The organism is Vibrio tetraodonis (assembly GCF_003350295.1).
In the GTDB taxonomy this organism is placed as follows: Bacteria; Pseudomonadota; Gammaproteobacteria; order Enterobacterales; family Vibrionaceae; genus Vibrio; species Vibrio tetraodonis.
This window is the reverse complement of the sequence record NZ_QLYY01000017.1, coordinates 140,992-167,398: the sequence shown is the minus strand read 5'-3', so window position 1 is coordinate 167,398 and position 26,407 is coordinate 140,992. Positions and strand designations below refer to the sequence as shown.

The 26,407-nt window shown below is 40.2% G+C and carries 25 protein-coding genes and 1 pseudogene; 9 read left to right on the top strand and 17 right to left on the bottom strand.

Translation table 11 applies throughout. From position 1 onward, the window contains the following. A pseudogene (locus DPF90_RS13800) lies at positions 1 to 278 on the top strand (IS4 family transposase); the annotation flags it as partial. 64 nt (positions 279 to 342) lie between these two features. Here the strand turns inward: DPF90_RS13800 and DPF90_RS13795 are convergent. The 3 genes from DPF90_RS13795 to DPF90_RS20530 form a co-directional block, all read right to left on the bottom strand. Next, positions 343 to 594 carry a hypothetical protein gene (locus tag DPF90_RS13795; RefSeq protein WP_114786915.1) on the bottom strand — a complete coding sequence of 84 codons (252 nt, stop codon included), beginning with the start codon at positions 592 to 594 and terminating at the stop codon, positions 343 to 345. Positions 595 to 837: 243 nt separating this feature from the next. Further along, on the bottom strand, positions 838 to 2,301 hold the full coding sequence (locus DPF90_RS13790) for an aerolysin family beta-barrel pore-forming toxin (protein WP_114786914.1): 1,464 nt from the start codon (positions 2,299 to 2,301) through the stop codon (positions 838 to 840). Between the two features lie 70 nt (positions 2,302 to 2,371). Continuing rightward, the gene (locus tag DPF90_RS20530) at positions 2,372 to 2,503 is read right to left on the bottom strand and encodes a hypothetical protein (RefSeq protein WP_257791845.1); all 132 of its coding nucleotides are present in this window, start codon (positions 2,501 to 2,503) and stop codon (positions 2,372 to 2,374) included. Positions 2,504 to 2,921: 418 nt separating this feature from the next. Between DPF90_RS20530 and katE2 the strand changes: the two genes are divergently transcribed. Then, positions 2,922 to 4,358 carry a catalase KatE2 gene (gene katE2, locus DPF90_RS13785; protein WP_114786913.1) on the top strand — a complete coding sequence of 479 codons (1,437 nt, stop codon included), beginning with the start codon at positions 2,922 to 2,924 and terminating at the stop codon, positions 4,356 to 4,358. A gap of 89 nt (positions 4,359 to 4,447) precedes the next feature. Here the strand turns inward: katE2 and DPF90_RS13780 are convergent, their stop codons facing one another. Beyond that, positions 4,448 to 4,951, bottom strand: coding sequence for a Spy/CpxP family protein refolding chaperone (locus DPF90_RS13780; RefSeq protein ID WP_114786912.1), 504 nt, complete (start codon positions 4,949 to 4,951; stop codon positions 4,448 to 4,450). Positions 4,952 to 5,382: 431 nt separating this feature from the next. Between DPF90_RS13780 and DPF90_RS13775 the strand changes: the two genes are divergently transcribed. Further along, a complete protein-coding gene (locus DPF90_RS13775) occupies positions 5,383 to 6,399 on the top strand; it encodes a bifunctional glycosyltransferase family 2/GtrA family protein (protein WP_114786911.1) in 1,017 nt (338 codons plus the stop codon). A gap of 83 nt (positions 6,400 to 6,482) precedes the next feature. Here the strand turns inward: DPF90_RS13775 and DPF90_RS13770 are convergent, their stop codons facing one another. The 3 genes from DPF90_RS13770 to DPF90_RS13760 all read right to left on the bottom strand — a co-directional run bounded on the left by DPF90_RS13770 (position 6,483) and on the right by DPF90_RS13760 (position 8,229). Continuing rightward, entirely contained in the window at positions 6,483 to 6,968 is a 486-nt protein-coding gene (locus DPF90_RS13770; RefSeq protein ID WP_114786910.1) for an outer membrane beta-barrel protein, read from the bottom strand. Positions 6,969 to 7,219: 251 nt separating this feature from the next. Then, positions 7,220 to 7,687 (bottom strand): DUF3429 domain-containing protein, encoded by a 468-nt coding sequence (locus tag DPF90_RS13765; protein WP_114786909.1) that lies wholly within the window; start codon positions 7,685 to 7,687, stop codon positions 7,220 to 7,222. Continuing rightward, positions 7,684 to 8,229, bottom strand: a complete 546-nt coding sequence (locus DPF90_RS13760; protein WP_114786908.1) for a glutathione peroxidase — start codon at positions 8,227 to 8,229, stop codon at positions 7,684 to 7,686. Before DPF90_RS13760 ends, DPF90_RS13765 begins: the two co-directional genes overlap by 4 nt. A gap of 204 nt (positions 8,230 to 8,433) precedes the next feature. On the opposite strand from DPF90_RS13760, the gene DPF90_RS13755 reads away from it, so the two are divergent. The 3 genes from DPF90_RS13755 to DPF90_RS13745 all read left to right on the top strand — a co-directional run bounded on the left by DPF90_RS13755 (position 8,434) and on the right by DPF90_RS13745 (position 11,014). Beyond that, a complete protein-coding gene (locus DPF90_RS13755) occupies positions 8,434 to 9,153 on the top strand; it encodes a substrate-binding periplasmic protein (protein WP_114786907.1) in 720 nt (239 codons plus the stop codon). 183 nt (positions 9,154 to 9,336) lie between these two features. After that, positions 9,337 to 9,855, top strand: coding sequence for a hypothetical protein (locus DPF90_RS13750; RefSeq protein WP_114786906.1), 519 nt, complete (start codon positions 9,337 to 9,339; stop codon positions 9,853 to 9,855). Between the two features lie 442 nt (positions 9,856 to 10,297). Next, positions 10,298 to 11,014, top strand: coding sequence for a class I SAM-dependent methyltransferase (locus DPF90_RS13745; RefSeq protein ID WP_162814033.1), 717 nt, complete (start codon positions 10,298 to 10,300; stop codon positions 11,012 to 11,014). Here the strand turns inward: DPF90_RS13745 and DPF90_RS13740 are convergent. Together DPF90_RS13740 and DPF90_RS13735 are read right to left on the bottom strand one after the other, a co-directional pair. Further along, positions 10,962 to 12,251, bottom strand: a complete 1,290-nt coding sequence (locus DPF90_RS13740; protein WP_114786904.1) for an MFS transporter — start codon at positions 12,249 to 12,251, stop codon at positions 10,962 to 10,964. The two genes, DPF90_RS13745 and DPF90_RS13740, sit on opposite strands and share 53 nt — an antisense overlap. Further along, complete coding sequence (locus DPF90_RS13735) at positions 12,223 to 12,960, bottom strand: PAS domain-containing protein (protein ID WP_114786903.1); 738 nt, start codon at positions 12,958 to 12,960, stop codon at positions 12,223 to 12,225. Before DPF90_RS13735 ends, DPF90_RS13740 begins: the two co-directional genes overlap by 29 nt. A gap of 204 nt (positions 12,961 to 13,164) precedes the next feature. On the opposite strand from DPF90_RS13735, the gene DPF90_RS13730 reads away from it, so the two are divergent. Then, the gene (locus DPF90_RS13730) at positions 13,165 to 13,644 is read left to right on the top strand and encodes a GNAT family N-acetyltransferase (RefSeq protein ID WP_114786902.1); all 480 of its coding nucleotides are present in this window, start codon (positions 13,165 to 13,167) and stop codon (positions 13,642 to 13,644) included. Between the two features lie 153 nt (positions 13,645 to 13,797). Here the strand turns inward: DPF90_RS13730 and DPF90_RS13725 are convergent, their stop codons facing one another. Beyond that, positions 13,798 to 14,496, bottom strand: coding sequence for a cytidine deaminase (locus DPF90_RS13725; RefSeq protein WP_114786901.1), 699 nt, complete (start codon positions 14,494 to 14,496; stop codon positions 13,798 to 13,800). A 304-nt stretch (positions 14,497 to 14,800) separates the two neighbouring features. Here DPF90_RS13725 and DPF90_RS13720 point away from each other — a divergent pair, with 304 nt between their 5' ends. Beyond that, entirely contained in the window at positions 14,801 to 15,541 is a 741-nt protein-coding gene (locus tag DPF90_RS13720) for an SDR family oxidoreductase (protein ID WP_114786900.1), read from the top strand. A 128-nt stretch (positions 15,542 to 15,669) separates the two neighbouring features. Here DPF90_RS13720 and aphA read toward each other — a convergent pair whose 3' ends face one another. Both aphA and DPF90_RS13710 read right to left on the bottom strand, forming a co-directional pair. Continuing rightward, the gene (gene aphA / locus DPF90_RS13715; RefSeq protein ID WP_114786899.1) at positions 15,670 to 16,359 is read right to left on the bottom strand and encodes an acid phosphatase AphA; all 690 of its coding nucleotides are present in this window, start codon (positions 16,357 to 16,359) and stop codon (positions 15,670 to 15,672) included. Between the two features lie 156 nt (positions 16,360 to 16,515). Further along, on the bottom strand, positions 16,516 to 17,703 hold the full coding sequence (locus DPF90_RS13710) for a YbfB/YjiJ family MFS transporter (protein ID WP_114786898.1): 1,188 nt from the start codon (positions 17,701 to 17,703) through the stop codon (positions 16,516 to 16,518). A gap of 213 nt (positions 17,704 to 17,916) precedes the next feature. On the opposite strand from DPF90_RS13710, the gene DPF90_RS13705 reads away from it, so the two are divergent. Continuing rightward, a complete protein-coding gene (locus tag DPF90_RS13705) occupies positions 17,917 to 18,681 on the top strand; it encodes an AraC family transcriptional regulator (RefSeq protein WP_162814032.1) in 765 nt (254 codons plus the stop codon). 146 nt (positions 18,682 to 18,827) lie between these two features. Here DPF90_RS13705 and DPF90_RS13700 read toward each other — a convergent pair whose 3' ends face one another. Genes DPF90_RS13700 through DPF90_RS13680 form a run of 5 tightly spaced genes read right to left on the bottom strand, consistent with a single transcriptional unit; the run spans position 18,828 to position 26,383 of the window. After that, complete coding sequence (locus DPF90_RS13700) at positions 18,828 to 19,109, bottom strand: hypothetical protein (RefSeq protein ID WP_114786896.1); 282 nt, start codon at positions 19,107 to 19,109, stop codon at positions 18,828 to 18,830. 46 nt (positions 19,110 to 19,155) lie between these two features. Further along, complete coding sequence (locus tag DPF90_RS13695) at positions 19,156 to 20,088, bottom strand: hypothetical protein (protein ID WP_114786895.1); 933 nt, start codon at positions 20,086 to 20,088, stop codon at positions 19,156 to 19,158. A 42-nt stretch (positions 20,089 to 20,130) separates the two neighbouring features. Next, positions 20,131 to 21,078 carry a hypothetical protein gene (locus tag DPF90_RS13690; protein ID WP_114786894.1) on the bottom strand — a complete coding sequence of 316 codons (948 nt, stop codon included), beginning with the start codon at positions 21,076 to 21,078 and terminating at the stop codon, positions 20,131 to 20,133. Positions 21,079 to 21,103: 25 nt separating this feature from the next. After that, positions 21,104 to 22,036, bottom strand: a complete 933-nt coding sequence (locus tag DPF90_RS13685) for a hypothetical protein (protein WP_114786893.1) — start codon at positions 22,034 to 22,036, stop codon at positions 21,104 to 21,106. A gap of 12 nt (positions 22,037 to 22,048) precedes the next feature. After that, on the bottom strand, positions 22,049 to 26,383 hold the full coding sequence (locus DPF90_RS13680) for a PAAR-like domain-containing protein (RefSeq protein ID WP_114786892.1): 4,335 nt from the start codon (positions 26,381 to 26,383) through the stop codon (positions 22,049 to 22,051). Positions 26,384 to 26,407 lie beyond the last annotated feature (24 nt).

Sequence of the window (26,407 nt, the reverse complement as noted above, 5' to 3'; positions counted from 1 at the left end):
TTTTGCTTGCCTATAATTTAGTACGTTTAGAAATGATTCATATTGCCGAAGATGCGAATGTAAGTCCAACTCGGGTTAGCTTCACAGCAGCAATAAATTTGATAGATGCCCAGTTGCGCTGGCTAGCGCTCAGCCCCGATGGCACTTTACCTGTTAGGCTCAAACAAATGCGAGAGAGCATCAGCCATTTCATTTTGCCAGATAAAAGAAAGGACCGAACGTTTCCACGTTCAGTCCTCTTTGTTCGGGCCAAATATCCATTTAAATATAAGTGTTAATACTTATCCGAACGGCATTATGACACACATCGTCAGGCTTTAGTTATGAGCGAATATGGCAGCACTATGCCGCCTCACGCTCGTCTTCAGTGGACCACAGCCCCATAAGACCGAACTTAGTCAGAGCCACCATAAAGACACCGATTGTCATTACCATAGTGCCCATAGCAATGTGCTCTGGTATCGCTGGTAAAATAAAGAAAATCATCTTTGGTATAAAGACACACATAACCAACACTAAAAAGTCCATCATTAAATGAAAGGGTGTCGATACCTTAATTCCTTTATTAATCAAAGATAATAAATTTACGCTCATTGTTTGTGACTCCAATACTTCTCATATCGTCAGAGAAGCATATCCTGTGCCACTGAGATAGCGGTCCGATTAATTTTGATATTAGTCATAAAGTTATGAAAGGAGCTAACGGCATAATGATTGGTTTGCCAAAAAATCGACGCTGATAACAGTCATTAAATTGCCGCTTTTTCTAATCTGTCGATTTGTCCATCTTTAAGGTTAAATGACATAGAGCAGTACTCCCTCAAGCATTCATTTTAACTACAGCCTTTCAACCTCAACGTTTACATAAGGCAATGCATCAAAAGTATTGTTTACTTCCCAGTCCGACAAGTTATCAAGAGATCGCCTTACACGATTTGAACTTTCGAGATCTTCTGTCTCGCCGTAATAGACATCAGCTCCGTAAACGCTCTGCAAAGAAAGATCACCACCCACTTCTGTCACTATCGGCCGTTCAATAGCATCAATAACCGCTTGTGAATAAGGCAAACCAAATGAATTAATAACCCACGGCCAATCCCATGTATGGTCTTGAAGTGGTAGGTTTCGATTTTCAAACTGTTCACCGAGGTTATTACCACCTGAAGTTTTCCTTCCTATCTCCCACTGGTAGTATTTGTGGGGCCGATTGATTGGGTGCTCAATATCAGCATTGCCTGAGTAAGAAAGGAATCCATACAAACCAAGATCATAGCTGACCCTTGCTTGCCCCTTATATGGGTATACTTTTGACGTTTTGTATATGGTCATCAGTACTTCTTGTCTGCGCTTGGGTGGGACATTAACCACTATGGTGTCAGTGACCAGTTCACTTGCAGCGCCTGAGTTTTCCTCTCCCCAACTTTGCCCTGCAGAAAAAGACACCTCAACTTCACTCTCTCCAATAAATGGCAATGTAAAGTCACTTTTAACCGATACCGCTTGCTCAAAGTTGATCGAACTTTTGAACTTCCAGCTGGTTTGTTTTTTATAGGAAAACGTCACTCGATATTGTTGATTTATATCCGATTCATTAGTGACTGTGGCCCGCCTCACCCCCAATATTTCTTGGGCTTCGTCTGTGCTATCTCTTTGAGCTACAGTACTAGGTAAAAGCTGATAACTGAGATTAGTGATGTCGATGATTAATCTATCATCACAGCGATAGCCGTAACACGGCATTCCAAACCCAATCGCATCAGATTTAATTTGGTACACTCCTCTATCATAAACAGAAGTGACCATATCCTCTCCACTTTGCCTTCCATCGACTCCACCACTCCAGGCATAACCAAGTAGGTTAGCAAGCTCGGCTAATGGCTCGTAAAATTCTTTTGAATTCACCATAAGCCATTCTAGTTTCTGTCTGTTCGGTGCTTTTAGTGTCAAGGGTAAAGATACGTCAGCTTGGTAGGTATTTTTCTTATCCGATTCGATACACCAGCTTGTATAAGCCAGCCGGTTAGCAATTTTGATATTTCCTTTATGACCAGGCCCCATGATGATCAAGCCATTTTCAATATTTGTCAGCTGCCACTCCCCCATTTTTGCAGCCAACCTTTGTTGATACATCATCGCCGTGCTTAAACTTATTGGTTCATAGCCGCTCTGGCATGGTTTCCTTTGCAGCTTAATATCTTCTAGTTCTATATACCGACTAGGTGTGTTAGCCAAAGCATTATGATGGGTAAAGAAAGTTAACCCTATCACACACAAGAACACTCTCAATGAATAGTCACTCATAAATTATATTCCATTGAAGCCGTTACGAGACCATGCCAGATGCGGCGTTACTTAATCTAAGCTCGTAACACTATAGAGGTGAACAAAAGCAGGTACCAAATCCATCACAAAAGGAGAATTCACCATCAGGGCAAAGACCAGCAGCAGTCGAAGTGGCAGAAGAGAAAAGAATAGCAAGAGATAAAATTAGCTTTTTAGACATTGTATGACCTTATATATAAAGCGTCACGATAGGTTGGAGTTTTATAAATCATAACCCATCGTTAACACCTTGTTAACTAGATGTCAAAAATCTAAAGGATTATGCAACAAGCTGAAACCATGAAAAACATAAAGTTAGATTTACATCCCAAATACGATTATTCACTCAGGTTCATTTTGGGTGCTTATCACAATAACAAACACCCAACACATTATTATGAAACATCACTGATAGTGCGTTAAACGATAATTCACAGCTATATAGTTTGGCATCCAGTCTATAAGTATTACTTATTCCATTATTAATAATTTTATCTTTAATCAGATTTAAATCAGAGATATACATGGTGCAAGGCCCTATGGCAAAACAGTTCAAATAAGGCGACTCGACCTTAACACTGAAACTTAATGTGGAAGAGATGATGACTAAAAAGCTAACTACTGCTGCAGGCTGCCCTGTCAGCAATAACCAAAATGTAATGACAGCTGGGCCCCGGGGTCCACAACTACTTCAGGATGTATGGTTTCTTGAAAAATTGGCTCACTTTGATCGCGAAGTAATACCCGAAAGACGTATGCATGCCAAAGGCTCTGGCGCTTATGGTACTTTTACCGTTACTCATGATATTACAAAATACACCCGGGCAAAGATCTTCTCAGAAATCGGCAAAAAGACCGAGTTATTTGCTCGATTTACCACAGTTGCGGGTGAGCGAGGCGCTGCAGATGCAGAGCGCGACATTAGAGGCTTTGCACTCAAATTTTATACCGAGGAAGGAAACTGGGATTTAGTTGGTAATAACACACCCATATTTTTTCTGCGCGATCCACTAAAGTTCCCTGACCTAAACCATGCGGTGAAACGAGACCCTCGCACCAATATGCGAAGTGCCATCAACAACTGGGATTTTTGGACATCACTTCCTGAAGCATTTCACCAAGTCACTATTGTTATGAGTGATCGCGGTATTCCTGCATCTTACCGTCACATGCATGGTTTTGGCAGTCACACCTTTAGCTTCATCAATGCCGATAAAGAGCGCTATTGGGTTAAGTTTCATTTCAAAACTCAACAAGGTATTAAGAACCTGACTGACCAAGAGGCCGCTGAAATAATAGGCAGCGATCGGGAAAGCCACCATAGAGATCTCTATAAAGCTATTGAAAATAAGGACTTTCCTAAATGGAAGATGTATGTACAGATAATGCCGGAACTCGAGGCAGATAAGGTTAACTTTAATCCATTTGACTTAACTAAAATATGGTCACAAACGGATTACCCGCTGATACCTGTCGGTGAGTTTGAGCTAAACCGCAACCCAGAAAACTTCCATGCAGAAGTTGAGCAATCTGCCTTTAATCCGGCAGCCGTCGTCCCAGGTATTAGTTTCTCACCAGACAAGATGTTACAAGGACGCTTGTTTTCCTATGGCGATGCGCAGCGCTATCGTCTTGGCGTCAATCACCACCAAATCCCTGTCAATGCACCTAAATGTCCAGTTCACAGCTATCACCGTGATGGGGCAATGCGAGTGGATGGTAACTATGGGTCTACTATCGGTTATCAACCAAACTCAAAACAAGAGTGGGCTGAACAGCCTGATTTTTCAGAGCCACCACTGCGTATAAAAGGAGACGCAGATCATTATGATCATAGAGTCGATGAAGATTACTTTAGCCAAGCTGGTGATTTATTCCGCCTAATGAATAACGAACAACGCCAAGCTTTGTTTGATAATACGGCTCGCGCCATGCAAGGGGTGCCAAAGGACATTCAAGAACGCCACATCAATCACGCTTTCCAAGCTGACGAAGATTATGGGAAAGGACTCAGAGCCGCATTAGGCCTAGAGTAAAACTGTGCCAGATAAATAGTAAATTCCTATAAAACGTTCGCTTGCTGGTATAGGCAAGCGAACGTCGAACAAAGAGGTCTAATAAAGAACTACTTATTTTGCGCCTTTGCTTTTTCTTGTGCCTTTTGCATGATTAATTTCATTTGTTCTTGTTGCTTCTTACGGCGTTCAGCTAGAGTGTTTTTCTGCTCAGTAGTGAGCACCTGATACATATCATGCTCTGCTTTGATTTTCATCACCTGAATATCAAGTTGCTTTTCGTTGTAACCACGAAGGATTTGCTTTACTTGTTCTTCATCAAACTTCTCGTTTTGCACCAACTTGGTCCACTGCTCTACTTCCTTGGCCATTTTCTCCTGACTCGGGTTTAAAGCTTGAGTTTTAGTTTGCATATCAATCTGTATCTGTCTAATTTTGCTTTCTTGTTCTGGCGTAATACTCTCTAAACCAAAAGGCTTTGGTGGTGCAACTTTCGCTGTTTTCACAGTCTGATTCACTTGCTGGCTTAACTTAACAGTATCAGGTTGATTATTATCAGCAAAAGTGGGTAAGCTCGCAAAGGTCAAAACCGCAGCAATTAAATAACGTTTCATATGTCCTCACAAATAAATAAAAAAGATAAATAGATATGGCAAATAAAAATAAGCCTACCTAGTTAAAATAATACTATAAACTCTCTAGACAATGCATTCATAGTAAAAGTTCCTATCTATATTAAAAATTTACCTAGTTACTACACTTCTATACTCATCAAGTGCTTTTAAAAACATAAATTTGACAAAATATCCTTAGCAGTTCTGTATGTTTATTTTAGATAGATTACCGGATCAAGTGTTAAATTTACCTATGATTTAAACATTGAAATATATCATTTAGTTTTATTATGGTTTAAAACCATAAGTAAATAATCGTTAATCGGATTTTAAAAGTTTTTTTAAAAAAATGTAGATAAAATCAATCCGCATAAACATCACTTATAAATAATAGAGAGGCTATTATTATAATTTCAAATGAAAAGGTAATATTGATACCGGCATATAACCCAAGTGATGCCATTATACACCTGGTTTCGGAAATAAAAACACTATGTCGCTGTTCTATTGTGGTGGTAAATGACGGATCAAGTGATAAATGTAACTATATATTCAAACAGTTAAAAAGCCTTAGCCAGCTCGTTATCCTTAACCACAAGTCAAACTTGGGTAAAGGCCAAGCGCTAAAAACTGGTTTCTCCTACATTATTAATACAATGCCAGACGTCACTGGCATCATCACCGCAGATGCAGACGGACAACATTCATCACAAGACATCATACGAACTTTAAACGAGTCAAGATACCAATGTGGTCAAAGCACTAGTCTATTACTCGGTGCTCGTGCTTTTAATGGCAAAGTGCCATTTAGAAGTAGAATAGGTAATGCGATCACGGAAAAAATCTTCCAACTCGTGACCAAAATTCCTATTACCGACACTCAAACAGGACTTAGATACCTATCAACTGATCTTGCCAATAAGTGTTTGTCGATTGAATCTAATGGTTACGAGTTTGAGACAGAAATGCTGCTCTTGGCTACTCGTGAGAGATGCATGATAAAACAAATCGATATCGAGACTATATATATTGATGATAATAGCTCATCACACTTTAATCCATTCAGAGACTCAATAAAAATTTACTGGACCTTTTTGCGTTTTACTGGCATTTCAATATCAAGTGCATTGATAGACTACCTACTTTTTTACCTCATCTTATTGTCTACTGACTCAACGATGAAATCTTTTATTTTCGCAAGAATGTGTTCTGCTTTTTACAACTACACAATGTCAAAACGGATTGTTTTTAAATCAGATGGTGAAGGTTATCATTCAATAGTAAAGTACGTTTTTCTAGCGATTATACTCCTAATTTCATCCATGGTATTAACACAATCACTCATAGGGTGTGGCATTTCAACCATGTATGCGAAACTCATAGCAGAATGCTTACTGTTTATTTCCAGCTTCTTTATTCAGAGGTGTTTTGTGTTTAGTAAAGATTAACTACCCATATAATAATGCAAGTATCCATAAACTATCCTGCCTATTATGAGGCAGGATATAATTTATATAAACCGAAATTTAACTTATAAGAAATTAAAAGATACTGTCATTGACACTGTATCAATATCATTATTACCAACTGAGTAGTTCATATAGTTCGCACCCAGAGATACAGGACCAAATATGGCGTAGTCAGCACCGACTCCCCACATAAAGTCTAAATCGTCTTCATCTTTGTAGCTAACGGTACTTGAATCTTGCTCCCAATAGTGAGCTCCTGCTTTTGCATATACCTGTATAGGGCCAAAGTTAATACTCGGCTTGAGCGCAGCGTAAAATGATGACGCTTCAACCTTACCATTACCAAAATCAAACTCACCAAAATTGTTGTAACCCGCTTCAACACCGATAAAAGGTAAGATTCCAGTCCCTACATGAACTGAGTATGTGGTGGTATCTTCCGAGTTAAGGTCAGATTGACCAATAGATGCCCCTCCGTATAACCAAGAGTCGGCAGAAGCAGACGCCGATACACCGATTAACGCTAGCGCTATAATTGTCTTTTTCATTTAACACCTTTAGTGGACTTTCTTACATTGCTTAAGAATAAAAATGTCAAAATACTATATGTATAGCGCGTTGTACATATGTCAAATAAAAGTAATATATTAAAACATAAGGATTTTTAAGTAAAATGCATGAAGGATAAACCTATAAATATGGTTAATATTTTAACCTCCTTTACCATACTATGAGTACAAATATCCCTCAATCATAGCTCTCAGGTGCAATATCAGATATACCACCTATCTTGAAGTGCCTAAGTCAACAGCACTATCCCATGCATCAAAATAACGCTGGATGTTAGCCTTGTCCGCATATCAAAATAACCGTCTGGCCCTGCACTCTGGTTTTCTGTACGCATTAACTTTTCAGCCCGCCAAACAGCAACATATCCAATAAGTAAAATTGGTAAACTGACTAACTCATTGCTTTCTCCAACCAAGACAGACAACCAAGCTGCTAATACGATCACATTACTCAAAACTAATGCTTTATTGCTCCATGGATTTTCAAAGTTTTCAATGCCACTGCCCCATAAGATGCCCGACAAAAAACTTAAAATCACAACACTGTAGGTGATAAAAAGTGCTTCACCACTGAGCCCAAACAGTGTGCTACCTGTCAGAGATACAAACAACCCAGCCAAAAAAGGGATCAGACCCATATAGCCAAGCTTGGTCATGGTCTCTCTAGTGTGAGTACTTACTACATCATCAGACTTCATAATTGCTGCTCGATAGCATTTTTAAGAGTCGAGCTCACCGGCGATGTAGAACTAGGGAAGGTCGCCACCACGTTGCCCTGTTTATTAATAAGGAATTTATAGAAGTTCCATTTGGGCTTCACTCCAGCTTGAGATTGTATTTGTGTGAAGACCGGATTGGCACTACTGCCTGTTAAAGAAGAACGCGCCATCATCGGAAACGTGACACCGTAATCGAGATAACATACCTTAGCAGATTGTTCTTCGCTTCCCCTCTCTTGGCGAAAATCATTGCTTGGAAAACCAATGACTGTAAAGCCCTGATCTTTGTATGTCTGATATAACTCTTCAAGCTCTTCAAACTGAGAGGTATAACCACATTGACTTGCCGTATTGACCACCAACAGCGTTTTACCTTGAAACGCTTCGCACAACTCGATGTTTTCAGTCGAGTTCAGCAGGCGTTGTTTACTATTCAATATCTCTGGACATGTGGCGGCAGAGGAAGCAAAAGCCATCAAACTGCCAAGTAAACTAATACAACAAAGGATAGGATATTTCATAGGGTTAACTTATGTGATGATTTTAATACTACTACTATAGCGCCAAATAAAACGATCACTTCGACTCGCATCATTGCTCATTCTGATAGCGAGATCTGCAAATACAAATCGGTTGAAAACGAAACCTATCAATTACCGATTGGTCTTAATAACATGGTCTACTTAGCTATAATGTAAGATAATTCGATATCAACAGAGTCTGAAATGGTACAGAGGAAGCGTAAATATTCATCACTGTGTCTTGTACTTACCTTAACACTATCTCCAAGTGCTTCTTCTCTAATCGTCAAGGGGGTTCAAGATGAATGGCCACCTTATTTTCACAAAGATACGATGAACAAAGGCAAGCTACACCGGCAAGTTGATGAAATTTTTTGCGCAGCACAGATGGAACTCGCGGTGGAAATATTACCTTGGAATCGCGCCTACAAGATGGCAAAGTCAGGTGAGGTTGATGTGATACTAGGCGCTTGGAAAACATCGCAAAGAGAAAAAGATTTCTACTTTAGCGAGCCCTACTACACCAATCAGATAAAGCTCATCAGCTTGAAAAGCTCGCCAGTCCAATATCAAGATTTACAACAAGAGCGCACAATTAGCATAGCGGTTGTCTCCGGTTATGCATACGGGCGAAACATTAGCAACAAACATGTGAACTTTTTTCAGACCAAGTCTGCTAACGAGAATATTGAATTTTTGCTGAAAAATCGTGTTGACGCTGTGCTCATGGATGAAGAGGTTTTTAATTGGAACATAGAACAGCAATCGTTCGACGGAAACCTGTTTCACGTTTCAGAACAGGCGGTCGATGTTTTACCACTGTACCTTGCTTTGAGTAAAAACAATGCGCTCTCAAAATCAATCATGGCAAATTTTAATCATGCTCTAATATCCAACAAACCCTGCAAGACTGCCAAGCCATAAATTAAAAACTAATCGCTTCTGTTTTTTCAATATATTTTTATGTGATCCAATATATTAATATATGAAATGTTAATTTTAATCATTACACATTATAGATTATTTACTCACAAACAAGAGTTATAAATATTGTTTAAGTAATAAATATAAATAATTATTCTTCCTCCTATAAATAAGGTATCTATTATGAAAATTATTAACTTATCTTTATTACTTGCAGCATGTTCATTCTCTGCACAAGCAAGCTTTGCCCCAACTAATGTTTATCTTGATGGCAAAGCTTATCCCGTGGTTGAGCTGGAATCAGACGTCGTCACCAAAAGCTCTGTCGAAATAGATCTTAACAAAGAAGAACGCCAGAAGATGGATAGCAAAGGATTCGCAGAGCTTTCAAAATCTTTTAACTTCTTGTGTCGACTTACCCTGTCGAATAAATTTTACTTCACTGAGTTAAAGCCTGGCGATTCAACCATGCTGTACTCGTTTGATCAAACTTGCGCTTACAAACGTGCATCTGGCTCACTAACAAACTTATCCAACGCTTGGCTCAGCTTACAACTTGTTGATGGCAGTGGCTCTGTCGTAGGTGGACCAAGTCGCTCTGTCTATGCTAACCCCGGCAAAGGCACATATTATTGGGTAGTCATCAACCGCTCTACCGGCAGTCGTGGAGATGGTTTCATCAAAACTACGGAAATTCACTAATCCGAAAGTAGGTTAGGCATAAAGCCTCACCAATTTTATTTAAAGCCAAGGCAACCACATAAATTAAACCAAGCGATGACACTTTGTACCACCTTATACGAGTCATGCATGTGAATAAAAAATCCCCACTAAAACTAAGTGGGGAACGCTTTCACGTGGATGTCCTAAAGCTGGACCATATCAACAATTGGCTATATAAAGGTTTAAGGGTTCTAAAACCGGGTTGATATAAGGAAAAAAGAAAGACTTATATCTAATGCTTATCATGATTTTCCGAGTAGGGACAAATCAAGTTAAGCGCAGGTATACAATATACAATCTGGTATCATTTAACATACGGGGAAAACCCGTATGTTTTTCTACTCTGTACTTTGCAATAATCATTGGTTCCATCTTTATTCAGAGCAAAATCAATTAATTGATTTCAATGGATTATCTTTCCATGAATACTTTTATTCAAAAAAAACATCTACTAGCTGAAATAAGAAATGGCGATTTCACCCACCCAAAAGACAGAGAAGCGGTTCACTTTGCCACTAGCAAAATCGACTTTGCATCAAAGCAACGCGTATTAGACGTGGGGTCCGGCTTAGGCGGTACTGTAGACATGCTTAACCAAACGGTAACAACTATTGGGCTAGACAAAGATATCCAAGCGATACATTACGCCAGAAATCAATACAAGGATTGCAAATTTCTCCATGGCGATGTGTTAGATATCGATCAACTCACTGACGAAACCTTTGATCTTTTTACACTATTTTCCTCCTTCTATGCATTTGAAGACCAAAACAAAGCGTGTAATGCATTAATGGGAAGAGCAAGGGAAAAGGCAGATTTACTCGTTTTTGAGTACTGCTCAAAAACACCATTTAAAGGCAATCTTTTCGATGATGACCACTCCCCTTTCAACCCAATTGCCTTAGATAGACTCGATACTATTTTCTCGCCTTGGTCCATCGTTGAGATACACGACTTATCGGAGATGTTTTTTGAAAGCTACCAAAGTGTACTTAATACCATGCGAGAACATAAATCACCCCTTTGCCACCATCATGGCAAAGAGGCATTCGATAGAGTCTATGACTCTTTTACTAAACTTGCTGTTAATCTTGATACTGGAGTTCTAGGTGGTTGTCTAGTTCACGCTCAAACTTAACAATCACACATAAACTTAACATCAATACCACTCCAATCATCAATGCTGGGACCATAAGTACCCCAGTTTGATCGATTAACCAAGTCGCGATAAGTGGAGAAAAGCCGCCAAAGAACACCGCAGGCAATGTAAATGTTATGTTCATTCCAATTCCCCGAATACTCGACTTAAATAACCCGCCTAAAAATCCAAGCGCAATAGCATCGATAACCCCAATTAAAATCGAGAAAACCACACTAATGCATGCCAATGTCACATAGCTTTGATCATGGGTAAGCCAATAGAAGGCGCCAATCACCGCAAGAACTTCAATATAAAGAAAATGAAATAGCAGGTTCTTTCCTTCAAAACGAATTAAAGCCAAGCCTGTCAATATGACTGTGATCACCATGATAAAAAGACTCATGGTATTAAACGCGGACGCAGTAAGCTTTGGCACGCCAAGGAACAGATTTAAGTAGCTCGGGAACCAGATAAACATCAGATAAAAAGAGATTTGCAAAGAGGCAATGACTGAGAAGCCGACCAGAAAAGCGTGCCTATGTTGATAAATTTGCGCTAGATAGCCCGTCTCTTTTTGGTCCTCTGACGCTTTTTTTGCTGTGGAATCGAGTAAAAATAAATCCTTTCGTAACCAAAATAGGAAAAATATTAGCGGAATAGAAAGATAAAATGGATATTTCCATGCGCCCGCTATAATTTGTTCTTGGGTAAGAAACGTGTTCATTAGGGTAATGGTCAACGATGAGAGCAAAACACCAATCAAAGAACTGCAATTAACCAAGGCACAGGCAAAACGTTTAAATTTTGTCTCAGTATGGTTATAGGCAAAGGTCGCCGTTACAGGCAGCTCACCACCAGCAGCAAAGCCTTGCACTAAACGCGCGGCCACCAAAGCGATAGGCGCTGCAATACCAATACTGGCATAGCCAGGTATCAACACGATAATAATCGGCGGTATTGCCATCATCATCATAGAAATTCTAGCCGCTTTCGATATGGAATCACTGTCTGACAACCAGCCAAAGAACATACTACCAAATGGCCTTGCCAGATAGCTGAGTGCAAACACACCAAATGTTTCGATAGCCGCAGAAATAGGATTCGATGAAGAGAAAAAATACTGACCAATCGAAGCGTATAAATAGGCAAAAATAATGTATTCATACCATTCAAAAACATTGGATACAGTAGTAATTTGTATAACTTTACTTAATTTTAAGGTTTCGGCGTTCATTTCTTATTAATTCCAAAAGTACAGACCATAGGTATTCATTGGCAAGCTTGATTTGCTTAATTTTTCGAATGTTCTCTTCCACTGTTCTTGTCGAGATCCCCATCTGAGTTGATACAGATTTTTGATTACCCAAAGCAGCAGTGCGCAATATGGTTTCCATTTCTCGAAGCGACGGCGTCTTAATAAATAATGATTCAACGCAAAGATACTTGAGGAAATAGCGAACCGCGACAAGGTGGGAAGAATAAAAGTCGACATAAAGTCTGAGTAAAGACAGCCTATCTATCTCATCGGTTAAGTTTTCACTGAAGGTAAAAATAGACGTGACTTTGTCTGATAGTTGGCTAACCATCGGCTTTTTGATCATGTTCTGAACACGCAACGTGCCGTCTTGGCAAGGAATTGCTCTCATATTATCGCGGCCCGACATGCGCTTTTTCACCACAAACGAGTCTAAATCTGAAATGGCACGTTCAAATGAGTCATGCCAACGGTGAGTCACTTTCCCTTTGAGCTCTTTCGAGTTCAGACCCACTATTTCATTTTGGTGGCTTAAGCCAAATAAAGAGATACTTGATTGATTCGCATACAAATATCGCCCCCTACTGTCTTTTAACATAACAGGGTTAGACATCTGGTCCGCTAAATCTACCACATCGTCGATAACATAAGAGTTAAGCGCTAACTTATTGTCCAAATCGGGTAGCACAACTATATATCCTTGAGTGCACTGCACTCTATCACATATTTATCTGCCCATTAAAGTGAATCCCTTTACTAAGAAGAAAATCGAATAAGAGGTACACCCATTTAACTCAAATTTCACGGTGGCCCAGAGGCAAAAGGTTATTCTCTATTGACAAATGAATTGATAAAATGAGTCATAAAATCAAAAAATCATAGAGACATGAAGATGAATATAGTGGAAGTAAACGATAGTAATGCCCATGTTTATGCCAACCTTTACCAAGGTTATGGTGCAGAGTTTTCCCAAATCATCGATGATAAACCCAATGAGAATGGGTCGTTTGAGATTTACCCAGAGCTCAAAGGTAACATTACTGGTTACTTGCTCTACATAGATGGTGTTCCAGCAGCGCTTACCGCGATTGATGAAAAGTCATATAAAACCTATGAGATCTGTGATTTCTACGTACTACCTTGTTTTCGTAGAAATAAAGTCGGAAAGCAATTCATTTCCAATTTATTCGAGCTCCTCAGTGGCTCTTGGGAAATCAAACAAGTTGCGGGCGCTGACCATGCGGTTAGCTTTTGGCGTAACGTGGTGAGTGATTATACATCCAACAACTATGTCGAAGATATGTACCAAGACCACAAATGGGGATTAGTGACTAGGCAATGTTTCTCACACAGAAACATTCCTCAAAAGTAATTGTCATGCATTCGGCTATTAAATAAGGCCATTGTAGTGGCACAATAAATCTGCCGCTCGAAAAGGACTAAATCATACTTATTTGGTCCTTTTGGTGTATGTCCTGAGTTCTCTATTCAAAAAAAGAGCCGCATCGGCGGCTCTTAATCGCAATTAAAGCATGTTCCCAACCTGATGACCTGCCTCATCAAGAGCGCTATTCACAATTTTCGAAATCGCTGGATAGCCATTCTCTTCATCATCCCACTCAATACCTTCTGGAACTTCGATTTCAACAAGAATAGGGTTTCTCATTTGAATTTTATTATCACTTAGGCGAACGATAGTAACCTCTCCATTCACATAACCACGTGGGTCGCTAAGGGGAATAAAACCGTAGTAATCGCGAATAGTTCCTGCATTTCTTACCTGAATAACCAGTAAATGAGAAGCATCATGTTTTTCTCTTAATTTAGAAACGTCAAAGTTAAAGTAACCGTCTTTTTGCTCTGCTTCAGGCAATTCATTAGCATCACTAACATCGAAATACTTTTGAAGAACGATGACGTCTTTCGCACCTTTTGCTTTTAATATTTCAGCAATGCGAGGCTGATGCCCCTCAAGCGTTTCATAACTTAACGTTTCGATATGATTTTCAACAGAGTCTGTAATCGCCTCATTGATGGCAATGTCGAGTAATCCCTGTACTCCACTGCGTGAGGCACTCATTTGAGGCTGTTTAACAAATGCAACAACAACAGTTTCAACCGACTCTTTTTCCCAGTAATTATCGGGCATTTCTACAACTCTTGACGCACAACCACTTAACACTGCAAGGCTCAGCATAGCAGCAAATAACTTTATATTTTTCATTATATTTTCCGTAGAATTTCAAAGCGACCAGAGGCTAACAATATTAACCATATCAATCAATAGCTCATTTAAACATTCAAATATAAAATCAATTATTTTTCATACAATAAGTGTTGGCATTAATACTGGTGAATGTAAAAGATACAGAGATTCTAAAATTCGAGACAGCTTGTTTGATGTCTATATTTAGGCAAATAGCCATAGAACAGTATTATTAGAAAACCTATGGACTTATAATGATACTGGTTAACAAATAGCCATTCGTTACATAAGCCTATCGTAAAAATAACAGGATAAATTGTTAATGAAAAAAACACTAATTACCTGCGCTACCAGTCATATAGGGTTTGAACTGTCCAAAAGGCTTGCGCCTAAACATGAGTTAATTTTGACAGGTAGAAATGAGGGGAAGTTAAGTGACTTAGAGAAAGCGAGCGATAATATCCAATGCCATACAATGGATTTTTTTGACTCTGAAAGTATTTATAACGTCGCCAATAAACTCGAACAGCTAGATAATGTCGTGTTTATCATTCCAAGAATTCCTCCATCAAATAAAGTTTTCCCTAGTGATGAGGAGTGGCGCATGCTCTACGCGCACTACTTTATTAAGCCACTGAGTTTATTGAAGTACATCATAGAGAACCAAGTGTTATCAGCGCATGGAAAAATCGTTTTTCTCTCGGGCCTTAGCACTAAGTCAGCGTTATCCAATTACTCGGCAAGTAACTGCATAAGAAACGCATGGTTAGGCCAAGCAAAAACAATGGCACTATCTTTGGGCAATAAGAGTATTTCCGTCAATACACTTTCAATTGGAGGCGCGCTCACTGAAACCTATGTCAATAAGATGAAGTCAAAAGCTGAGTCAAACAACTTACCTTACGAGCAGCTCATGGAAAACGAAGTAGAGAACATTCCTCTTGGTAAATATGCCTCAGTTGAAGATATTGTTGACTCCTTAGAAGCCCTATTGGGCAATTTAACCAACCATATGACAGGGCAAAACATATTGCTTGATGGCGGTTTCTTTAAAGGTTACTAATCGTGGTTATATCATAGCTCCTTAACCTCTATGTATAAAAGGTCGCCTATGTGAAGCTAGCGCAATAAGTATAGTGCGCTAGCTAACACCTATGATTTCAGTTCAGATTAGATGACGCCCAACCAATTTTAGTAGTTTGAGTTAATCAGAACTTCTTCACCGTATTTACCTGCATGAGGTAGCGGAGTATAAGTAGTCTGCGCGCCTCTTAGGAAACGAATCGCTTTAACACCAGCCTCACGAGAACTGGTAATGTCTTCGTCTGAATCGCCATAGTATTGAGCAATTTTTGCCATTTTGAGTTGCTGAACTTTATCTAACGAGCCTGCGAAAATGACGGGTTTAATTTGCTTCTCGTACTCTTTAGGGAAAATATTGCGAAGAGTTTCAGTGACTGTCTCTTGCCCCTCTGGAGCGGTGCGACCAGTAATGAAGTAAACGGTATCACCATGTTTGAGGTGCATGGAGACTAATTCAATCGCTGATTTTTTGGGGATAGAAAAACGATCAAGCCCCGTTGAAGCTTCATTCCAAAAATCTTGGTTTTTTAGGTAATCAAAGGAATCCGGAGAGTACTTTTGTTTACCGTAGTAAAAAACCGGACTTGAGAACAGCATGGTGTCATCAATATCTAAACCCACATTAATAGGATGCTTCGGAAGCTCTGATGCAATTTTATCAACCGTGGTCCAAGTGATATCTGGGTACTGCGTTGATGCCTGAGCCGAAAGAGTGTGCATATCAAGGGTTGCAGGAATATTGGCAAGTACTGATACCGAAAAAAGTGAGCTAAGTGCAATGATGGTAGACGTCTTCATTTTTCATCCTAGTTAGAGTTCATACGCTTAAACCTTGCGATCTTACACCTTTTATAATGCTATTCATTCGAGCAAAATTAGTTTTTATTAATGATGTTTTTGGGTAAGTTTAATTACTAAGTGCTACTATGAAAAGTTTAAATTCAGCATTATCAATTAATCTTTTATAACTCTTATCTTTAACAAAAGAATTAGGCCTATTCCCATGATTATTGAAGTGAGCAGGAATGAGGCTTTATATGAGCCTGTTGAATTAGACAAATAGCCAGTAATGACAGGTCCTAGTATTTGAGAAATACCATATCCAAGTGTTATTTTTGCCATTGCTTTTGCTGGTTTTTCGGGGAACCTTCTACCAACCGTTGTTAGCGTAATACTGACTATTCCTACAAAAGTAAGACCAAATAGGATTGCTGATAATATATTTGTAACAAGAGAATTCGAAATTACAGGTAGTATGATTGAAACCAACTGCACAAGATATGCAAAAAATAATGATGTTATATTTCCAATTTTATTGGACAATGAATCCCACAAGAATGATGATGGGATTGCCGACAGACCAACCAGAATCCAAACCAATCCACCTCTTCCACTAAGAAGAGGCGATGATTCTAAGAATGAAACAATAAATGTGGATCCAATTACGAAGCCCAGTCCAGCGCAAGCATAAGACATCATCATTAATGTCATCCATTTGTTATTTGACAAGCTGGATTTTCTTATCGGGTACTCAATGTGGCTTTTTGACTCGGAGATCGTGGGTTTTGGAATGAATAACCATGATGGTAATAAGAATAAGAGTCCGAATAGCCCTATCTCAATCCACTGTCCACTCCAGTCGGACGTGTTACTGGCAAGAATCACAAGCGCTCCGGATATTACTATCCCTATACCCAACCCAGAAAAGTGAACCCCTAAACCATGATCTAGGTTATTGACCTTGAACCAGTTTAATATCAATGCAGAGGCCAATAACAATCCACCAACACTAGAAATACCAGATACGAACCTAAGTACGCCCCAACCGTATTCATTGCTCGTTACACCCATAAGTGTCGTGCTTAAAACAGCTAAAAATAAAAATAATTGATGCAGGTTATATTTATTTCTTAGATTATGCATAGATGAGATTAACAAGGTACCGACCATATATCCGGCATAATTTAACGTTGCTAGCCAGCCCCCTTGTATAGTTGTTAACCCGGAGTGTTTTAACATTATCGGTAACATTGGTGTGTATGAAAATCTAGCTAAGCCAACCGTTAGTATCAGAGAGCAGATTCCTCCAAACGTTACTTTAGCAATATCGAGAGAATTAGGTTGTGAAGTTTCTGCCGTCATTTTTTCCTCTTTGAAGTGATTTTTTCGTTTATTGTTAAACTTAAGCATATTATTTTTAAAAAAAATAAGAAGATGATATTATTAATATTTTAAATGAGAATCATATTCATTATAAAAATACAGTATAGGGTTCACAGAGATTAAATCTTTCGACAGTATGACTAATAGTTACTATTATTAGCCATATTTTGGCTTTGAATGTTGAGTTTAAATATGGACAAGAAAGTACCCTCTATTGGAAGCATTGACTGTGGGGTAATGTTAAGATCTGAAGACCTTCTACCTAGAGAGAGGTTTCCAGAACATAGCCACGCTTGGTACCAATTCGTTTATGCAACAAAAGGAGATCTAATCGTCACCATAGATTCATCGAAATACTTAATCACATCTTCTCACGGAATACTGATTCCACCGGGTATGAATCACTCAACATCAACCAAGTACGGTGCAACCTTTCGCAGCCTTTATGTAGATGAGATTGAATCTGTACAAAAGTCATATATTTATAAGATCAATGATATGATGAAAAGCCTGATATGTGAGCTGGATAGAGCTATTCTGGATGGCGAGCATACTGGTTATTTATCTAAGATAAAGTCATTGATATCAGACCAGTTTGAAAGACTATATTCTGAAACTGTCTATATCCCCTGGCCAAGGGATGAGAAAATACAAAAGATTTGTGATTATATCTATTCAAATATCGGTGATAATAGTTGTATTGATAAACTTCCAGAGATCTTCTTTTTGTCAAAAAGAACCATACTTAGAAAGTTTGAGTCAGAGTTAGGCATGAGTATTAGAGACTGGAGGCAAAAAGCAAAATTGTTTATTGCTCTTCAACTGCTAAATTCTGATCAAAGTATCACCTCCATTGCGCTTGATTTAGGTTACGCTAATGTGTCAGCCTTCACTTATATGTTTACAAATGAAATGGGTACAACACCGTCACTATGGAGAAAAACACATAAACACTAGTCTTTACAATTTGTCTTTTAGGTCAAGCGCACCTATCGAAACAAGGTACGCCATTTATTAAAAACCTACCTTCAATATCAATGATTCACGACTCCTCGGCACGATGACCAAAAACCTATGTGTATAAAGAACGCGAGAAGATCGCATTAGTACCCGGGTCCTATCACTCTGAATAAACCAACACACATAAGTACTAGACACGCAATGACAACTCGTATTTTCTGCGAGGGTTCCATCTTATAAACCGCTCCTTGACGCTTTAGATAAACCTCACCACTTAAGACTAAGATTAATGTTAACGGCATAAACAGAAGCATAGTCACACAAAGAAACCAACGACGGCGATACCAAGGTGTTTGATCATAAGTAATATCTAATTGTCCAAATGGGTCTTCAGGCGATGATGTTTCCCTTGTACTTTCTGTCATATTTTTTCCTTATATTTGATATGTTTTAACTGCATTCCACGTTGACTTAAAACGTATGCTTTGCATATAGCTCTGGTAACTCATGCTCTCTTGCAAGAATCGCGGCCAACCTGCTATCAAAGTCTTTCGGTTTTTTGTCTTGGTACAAATATGTTTTCGGCTGCGGGCGATAAAAACTCTCACCTGTGATGACCGCTTTTTTGCCTTTATCCATAAAAGCAAAAAGTTGAGCCATGAGAAAGGTATTGTCATCTTCACTGTTCATATGCGCCTTACCCGTTGGCTGCAAGCCAAACAGTGTTGGCCAATAACCGCTTTGATGCTTTTTGCTTTCGCCGTATAAAAACAGGGTCAACCCTATCTTATCTTCTCTAAGCCCAAGGTTTTCAAATCGGCACGCGGCTATTTTTCCAAAGCGCCATGTATAAACAATACCTCTCTTCCGATCAAAATAAATATCTGCAAGGCGAGGGAAACGAATCAATAGAAAAGTAAAAAGGATAGTAACGAAAGCAAGAACACCAAGGATTATTAGCTGTTGGATAAGATATTTTTTATCACTTTCGTCACCATATTTCATAATAGCCTGAACATAGGTCGCCCAAGTCACTTTCCCCTCTTCGCCAAGCATCGATACATGAAGGTTGTATTCATTTGAATCAACAGTACGCCCTCCCTCGTCAATAATTGCGATTCGATGCACGGCATAGTTTGTCTCGGTTTTACCTGGTTTTATATCATTAAAAATCCAGATAAAACACAACCACAGTCCAATTACCCATGGTAGAAAGTAGATTAATCGGATATTATGTGCCGCATTACGAATTGACAAAACATTATCATCAACTGACATTATCGGCTCACCAGGGTCTGCGTATGCATCAAGCTCGATCGTGTCTTTAAACTTTTGCCGCCAGTTAGTTAACCGCTGAGCATGACGCCTTTTCCACCATGGCGTTGTTTGATCGGTTCTTTGCATTTTTAGTCCTAGACGGTAGATAGCCCGAGCAGATCCTGCTAACTATATCGCATGCCCTTTTGGTCTGTGGGTTTGGTAGTGATGAACCAAATCTCCTTCGGCTTTAAGCGCGGCGTTGACGCGTTGCTCCAAGTTGTCTGGTTTAGGATCGATGCGCCAGAAAAACTTGGCGGGTTTACGCTTAAAAGAAGAGCCAGTGATCACTGCGCTTTTGCCATGGTCCATAAAGGCGAGGATTTGCGCGAGTGGATACGTGGTATCGGCTTCAGAGTGAAAGGTCAGCTTGCCAGTATCAATACCAACAATCGCCATTGGGCTGTAACCCTGTTGTTTTTTGTTTTCAAACTGCAACACAAGGTTAATGCCAAGGTGGTTTTCAATTAAACCCATTTTATCAAAGTAGGCCGCGCCCACTCTGCCATGGCGCCAGCTATAAACAATTTGCCGTTGGCGGTCAAAATAGATTTCAGCATCTCTGGGTTTGAGAAGGAAAAGTAGCCACATAGCCACAGTTATCATCCACATTAAACCTAGCAAAACCACACCCTCTATAAAGTGGCCTAAGTCTCCCCTAACAGATTGCGCTTCCATATAAGTAAAAAAGTTTGCCCTTCCATCTTCATTGAGCATTGCTTGGTGATAAGCTTCCATCTTATCAATATCATAAAAAGGTCTATCTCCTGTTCTTCGATATTCTTGCATAAGTGCTATGGTTTCATGAGCATCTTCGGCTAGAGAGGGGAAATTCGGCCATGAGTCATAGGAAAAGTAGGTCGCCATACAAGTTAACGCCAACATAAGCGGAACTATTATGGCATTACGTAAACTGTGATAACCGGTTCTTATAGTTATCACCTTATCATCAACAGAGACGATAGGGTCAAGAGGGTCTTCCATTGGGATTACAGCCACCTCTGCGCGAAACTCCTGCCACCATTTGGAAAAAGGCTGAGCTTTGGTGGTGAATATGCCCCAAAATCTGCGTTTCATTTATTTATATGGTCTTAAATTAAATTTAAAACAAATGCTTGGCATAGAGATCTGGTAGCTCACTATCTCTTTTTAGAATTTCTTCTACTCTATGGTCAAAGTTGTCTGGTTTTTTATCAACAAATAAGTAGGATTTAGGGTAAGCGCGCTCAAATCGCTCCCCTGTAATAACCGCCTTTTTTCCTTTATCCATAAAAGCAAAAACTTGTGCGATAAACTCGGTGTTATCATTCTCAGTGTTTAAGTGTGGCCTGCCAGTTGGTTGAACAGTAAAGTTCGCTGGCCAGTATTGGCGCTTTTTGTTTTCACTCATGAGTAACAAATTAAGACCATTCGCGGTTTCACGAAAACCAAGGTTATCAAAGTGACAGGCAGCCACCTTACCCAAACGCCACGTGTAAACAATTCTTCTACGGCGGTCAAAATAGATATCGGCCATACGAGGGAACCGAAGTAGAGCCAAAGTACTCGTCAGCGATATAACAAAAAGAACGCATATAATGACAATGTCTGTATAAACCCTCTTGATATAAAGCTTTCCACCGTATTTGCTTACGGCATTTAGGTATTCACCCAAAGAGCTTTTACCATCATCACCCACAAGCATTTCATAGTAAACATAGTCCCTTGGATCGTACGACTCGCCTCTAATATCTAACTCTCGTTTAGCTTGAACCATAGCATTGGCAGATGATATTTCACCTGTATTAGGGCCAAAGTCACTAACCATCAAAAATAACAAAATCCAGAATGCTACGACCCAAGGAATAAAAAAAGCTAATCGAAAGTTATTATATGGCGTGCTTATAGATAAAAAATTATCATCAACGTACATAATGGAATTAAGAGGGTCTTGATAAGCGTCAAGTGTGACTTTTTCACTAAACCAAGTGCGCAACTCATTAAATGGCCGAGCATGCTCTAACTTCCAAAATGGTTTAAATTTTCCACGTCTCATTGTCTCTTTTTCCTATAGGAATTTATCGTCTTTCATTCCAATAAATGCTTGCTTGGCAAGACCATCGTAGGTGAGCATGCGCTTTGGAACCATAACACTTGGTTCTGGTTGGTAATACCAATACAAATATGAGTCTTTAGGTTGCTCAACTTCTACAGTCAAATGTAACATACCATCTTCAAGTTTATGTTTACTAGGATCTTTTAGTGCCAGACTTAGGGCATTTGAGAAAGCTTGAGTTGCGTTTTCATCCAACTCTACTTGACCCATACTCTGAATAGGCTGTCTAATATCTACTTTTAGCTTCTGTATAGAACCAAAAACTTCAGATACCCTATCTACATAAGCTGGTAGCTTGAATTGGTATACAGCGTTTTGGTTCGGACTAAGAAAATCACCTTCCTTCTGAACTTCAACCGAAGGATGTAGTAAAAGGTTCGCAAATTCCTGAACCTCTATAGCAAAAGCAGTTTGGATGTCTTTCCGCTTAGAAATAGTACTGGCTACATTAATTCTTGTAGCAATATCCAAACTACCTCCTTTTTCAAAATACCAAAATGAGTACAATTCATCTTTACCCCAAAAACAACTAGCAAGTAAATTTTCAATCTGACTTCGACTGTAAAACCATGTGATTAGGCCACCCAATGCTAGGAGGGCAAAGCCAATACCAGTACATATGGCTATCCCAGTTGTTGATATACCCAAGATAGAGCCAGCCGCCCCAACACCAAATGATACCGCTGAAGCAGAAAAAGCCGCGTTACCAATAGCTCCCCCAATATTACCTTTCTGCCAATCATTTCTGCTATCTAACCCTGATATAACGGCCATGGCTAAATTAGCTCCAATAATTAGGCTTGCAGTAAGCTTCGCAGCCAGAAACGTTCCTAGCCTCAACTGACCAGTGCTAATTTTCGGCAATACTTTGGCAGCCAGTGCATCGCTACCCAATGCTTTAGTCACTCGAGCAGAAATATCCAGTGCCGTCTTACCAACGGATGCTGAGTCAACAGTAATTGCAGCCAACGCAGAAATTAGGTTAAAGGTATCATAGGCTAATTTAGACCTTACAAGTGGATCAGCAGATTGATGATCACTTTGTGCAAGAACTGAGTAGAGAGTATGTTGGTTTACGAACCATGACAGAGCAGTCGTGGCGCCGCCTCCAACAACCCCTAACCAATCAGAAACAGGTCCAACTTTAGGCTTACCATTCAATAAAGGTACAAGCTCTACTGATATTTCTGGTAGTCTGAACACTTTGGATTGGTAATTTGCTTGTTTCGCATTCACCGATTTTGTTAGCTTTTTAGCCCAAGTTAAGTGCTTTTGAGCAATAGATATATTAAGTGTACTTTTCCCACCAGAATCAATGTGACTTGCAAGAATTTCTGCAAGCTTCTCTTGCGTAACATTAACCGAGTTACCCGTAATAGTGATACCTGCGACTTTGTGGTAAAAAGTAGGCAACAAGGAGTCAGCTATTTCATTTATCGCTTTAGCAGAAAGCTTGGTTCTAAACTCTTTTGCCAACTGCTTGCCATATATTTTTGTGGCACGAGCATTGGCCCAAAGGTTACCAAACACCTCTGGAGTACGCTGAATAACTTCACTCCATTCTGTGCCAACTCTACATTGAGTAAGGGTCTTCTTAAGCTGCTCTATAAGTAAATAGAAAGTGTTGTTTGAGTTTTGCAAATCTTCGTCATTTTCATACGCAGCATCAATCATTTCAACTAATAGTTCTTGTCCTTCTTTTGAAGAACTCACACCTTCAAAAATGCTCTCTGTTAAACCCGCAATTTTCATTGCTTCCACTTCAGGGTGTGAAAGCGCATCAGATTTAATGTCAAAATACATTTTCAAGTAAGTATCTAAAGACCCTAAACCTCCGTCTGATAATTCTTGATAAGCGTAGCTTGCGTATAGATCCACTACCTTAGCCCTAAATTCGCTAAAAGCCGTTTGTAGTTCTGTCGTTTCTTTGTTGAAAGCATTCAAAGCTTCCACATTAAGATGCTCTAGCGCGGCTTCTCTCACTTCAGGGTGCGCTTTTTCATTCAGGAATGATTGGTTAAGAAATTTAGCAATCTCTCTAGGATAACGTTTGTTTGATCGATCTTTTTCTTCCCAAACCGTCATCACTGTTAATGCAAATGCTATATCCGCCTGCCGCCCGACAGGATCAAACAAGGCGATAAGAGTACCGTCTTTTTGTTCACTGTGGCTTTTTTGCATGGTTTCAACCAGCTCATCAGCAGCAAGGTAGTAGTTTTTAGCCGTGGTGAACACATCCAAGCCGTATTTACTGGGCTTGTCTTTGCTTTTATCCGCTAACCATTTCACATCATGGCTGCGGTAATCTTCCACCAAACTACTTAAGGTATCTTGAGTGGCGGTGTCGCTAAAGTCATCGCTGGCGCTCATGTCGGCTTGCTGCATGGCTTTGGTGCGCCATTCTTGGTCGCTGTTCATCTTGTCTATGATGTCAGCGGCCCATTCGTGCTCTGAGTAAGCAATCGAGATTTTTTGTGTGCCATTGGTGACAAAAGCAAATGGATAGAAAGTCGCGCCGGATGAGATATCGAGCGTTAAGCCGTCTTGGGCGTTTTCTTCGTTGGTGAAATAGTATTTCTCAAACTTTTCAATCACACCAGTCGCGGTTTCGGTTTGCGCGTAGCGGAAGATATGGATCTGCTGATTATCGGCTTTGCCCTCTTCTTCTTTGATGTAAATCCAGCCTTCACGTAAAAGGCGCAAGATATAACCGCCAGTTTCATTAAGGCCGGAAGCGCTGGCCATTTCTGGCAGAGTGGGCGGCGCTTGGGCAGGCATAATGGTGTCAAAGAAGTTGGCATAGCCATAGCGCACTGGGTAAATCGGCAACACATCGGCAATTTTGCCCGCCACTTCGTTCATAAAGGGCTCGACCAAATCGAGTGTTTCGGTGGTATTGACTACGGCTTCAATTACCCCAGCTTCAGCAGAATAGACGTTGTCAGCGGCTTTAATTACCTTAACATTAGCGGTATTGCTCATTAACGTAGACACCCTAAGCTGCATTTTGGCAAACACGCCTGCGATAAGCTCAGTTAACCCCTTGCCGTAGGTCTTAATGGTGTTGATGTGCTTGTTAAAGAGCTCATCGGATAAATAGGCGTATTTAAGTTTGCTGGCTTGATCGCGCAAAAACTCCAACCTAGATTGAAGCTTTTTCAGCAAACTGTCGAAGCTTTCATTCACGGCTTTCTTCGCTGCCGCCCAATCATAATCGTTAAGGTAAGATTGCGGGTTCCCCTCACCACGGGCGCGTATGAAAGCCAGCAGACGATCTGTGGTTTCATAAGGCGCAAGACGAAGTATGGCCGAGAGTATTTCACCCTCTTCCAGTATCATCGGCATGGTATAGGCGAGCATGGCTTCTGTGGTGTGTGGCAGTGGCATATTTAGATTGCCAACCAAAGTCTCACAGGATTTTTCTAAGCTGAACTCGGTTGCTGGGTGCAAGTGGGTAAAATGCAGGCGTGTTTCTAGCCCAACAATATCTTGAAAGTAACGGTCGGTGGTAAGCTCATGGCCAATCGCGCCCCATGGTGCCAGCCCCGTTTCTACCCTTGTCGGTTGCCAAAAGCCTTGATTACGTTTTCGCGCCTTATCGAAAAAATCGTCGTCACTGATTTCTTCAATGCAATGCGGATTGGTGCGCCGAACTGGAGAAAGACAAAAAGCATCTTGGCTCTCTTGCATCACCAATTTGACTTTACCTGGCATTAAACTAGAAACAAAAGACTTACCTGAACCATCTAACGCGCCAGCACCAAGTGGCGTAATCCCTTCATCGGTTAATGCGTAAGGGGCATTGGTCAGACGCTTACCGTTGGGATAACGCACACATATCTCGCACGTTGAGGGAATATCAAGCTCAGGGGCAACCGTCACACTTGGGTTTTGTACACCGCTACAAATGGTGTTGCCCTTGTTCATGGTCATTTGGTCGCTTAGGCGTGCTACGCCTTTACCTTCCATAAGCACATTGGCTGAAGCAGAAGTAAATTCGGCTTCATCTTCAATCGTTCCCGACGATACCCCTTTTTGGTCACCATCAGCATCACCAGTACTGACCGCAAATTTACTGCCTTTGAGCGCAATGCTATTGCCACCATCAGCGCTCACTGTCGCCGTGCCCTCGACAAGGTCGGCGGACTTGGCGTTGTTACCGTAGGGAATACGCACAACCGCCGGTCCAACGGTCGTTAAACACACATCCGGAGAAGAAGCGTTAGCTTCACCGCCTGACCCTTTGTGAACGATACTTAATCCATTAGCATTGATAGTGACTGGCATACTCTATTCTCGTCGTGGGAGCGA

Coding starts and splice junctions, on each gene's coding strand:
- DPF90_RS13780 (WP_114786912.1), bottom strand. CDS start 4,951: ATGAAACGTTATTTAATTGCTGCGGTTTTGACCTTTGCGAGCTTACCC.
- DPF90_RS13765 (WP_114786909.1), bottom strand. CDS start 7,687: ATGAAGTCTGATGATGTAGTAAGTACTCACACTAGAGAGACCATGACC.
- aphA (WP_114786899.1), bottom strand. CDS start 16,359: ATGAAGACGTCTACCATCATTGCACTTAGCTCACTTTTTTCGGTATCA.
- DPF90_RS13755 (WP_114786907.1), top strand. CDS start 8,434: ATGGTACAGAGGAAGCGTAAATATTCATCACTGTGTCTTGTACTTACC.
- DPF90_RS20530 (WP_257791845.1), bottom strand. CDS start 2,503: ATGTCTAAAAAGCTAATTTTATCTCTTGCTATTCTTTTCTCTTCTGCC.
- DPF90_RS13740 (WP_114786904.1), bottom strand. CDS start 12,251: ATGAACGCCGAAACCTTAAAATTAAGTAAAGTTATACAAATTACTACT.
- DPF90_RS13710 (WP_114786898.1), bottom strand. CDS start 17,703: ATGACGGCAGAAACTTCACAACCTAATTCTCTCGATATTGCTAAAGTA.
- DPF90_RS13730 (WP_114786902.1), top strand. CDS start 13,165: ATGAATATAGTGGAAGTAAACGATAGTAATGCCCATGTTTATGCCAAC.
- DPF90_RS13760 (WP_114786908.1), bottom strand. CDS start 8,229: ATGAAATATCCTATCCTTTGTTGTATTAGTTTACTTGGCAGTTTGATG.
- DPF90_RS13770 (WP_114786910.1), bottom strand. CDS start 6,968: ATGAAAAAGACAATTATAGCGCTAGCGTTAATCGGTGTATCGGCGTCT.
- DPF90_RS13680 (WP_114786892.1), bottom strand. CDS start 26,383: ATGCCAGTCACTATCAATGCTAATGGATTAAGTATCGTTCACAAAGGG.
- DPF90_RS13705 (WP_162814032.1), top strand. CDS start 17,917: ATGGACAAGAAAGTACCCTCTATTGGAAGCATTGACTGTGGGGTAATG.
- DPF90_RS13795 (WP_114786915.1), bottom strand. CDS start 594: ATGAGCGTAAATTTATTATCTTTGATTAATAAAGGAATTAAGGTATCG.
- DPF90_RS13745 (WP_162814033.1), top strand. CDS start 10,298: ATGAATACTTTTATTCAAAAAAAACATCTACTAGCTGAAATAAGAAAT.
- DPF90_RS13690 (WP_114786894.1), bottom strand. CDS start 21,078: ATGAAACGCAGATTTTGGGGCATATTCACCACCAAAGCTCAGCCTTTT.
- DPF90_RS13700 (WP_114786896.1), bottom strand. CDS start 19,109: ATGACAGAAAGTACAAGGGAAACATCATCGCCTGAAGACCCATTTGGA.
- DPF90_RS13685 (WP_114786893.1), bottom strand. CDS start 22,036: ATGAGACGTGGAAAATTTAAACCATTTTGGAAGTTAGAGCATGCTCGG.
- DPF90_RS13720 (WP_114786900.1), top strand. CDS start 14,801: ATGAAAAAAACACTAATTACCTGCGCTACCAGTCATATAGGGTTTGAA.
- DPF90_RS13725 (WP_114786901.1), bottom strand. CDS start 14,496: ATGAAAAATATAAAGTTATTTGCTGCTATGCTGAGCCTTGCAGTGTTA.
- DPF90_RS13750 (WP_114786906.1), top strand. CDS start 9,337: ATGAAAATTATTAACTTATCTTTATTACTTGCAGCATGTTCATTCTCT.
- katE2 (WP_114786913.1), top strand. CDS start 2,922: ATGATGACTAAAAAGCTAACTACTGCTGCAGGCTGCCCTGTCAGCAAT.
- DPF90_RS13790 (WP_114786914.1), bottom strand. CDS start 2,301: ATGAGTGACTATTCATTGAGAGTGTTCTTGTGTGTGATAGGGTTAACT.
- DPF90_RS13695 (WP_114786895.1), bottom strand. CDS start 20,088: ATGCAAAGAACCGATCAAACAACGCCATGGTGGAAAAGGCGTCATGCT.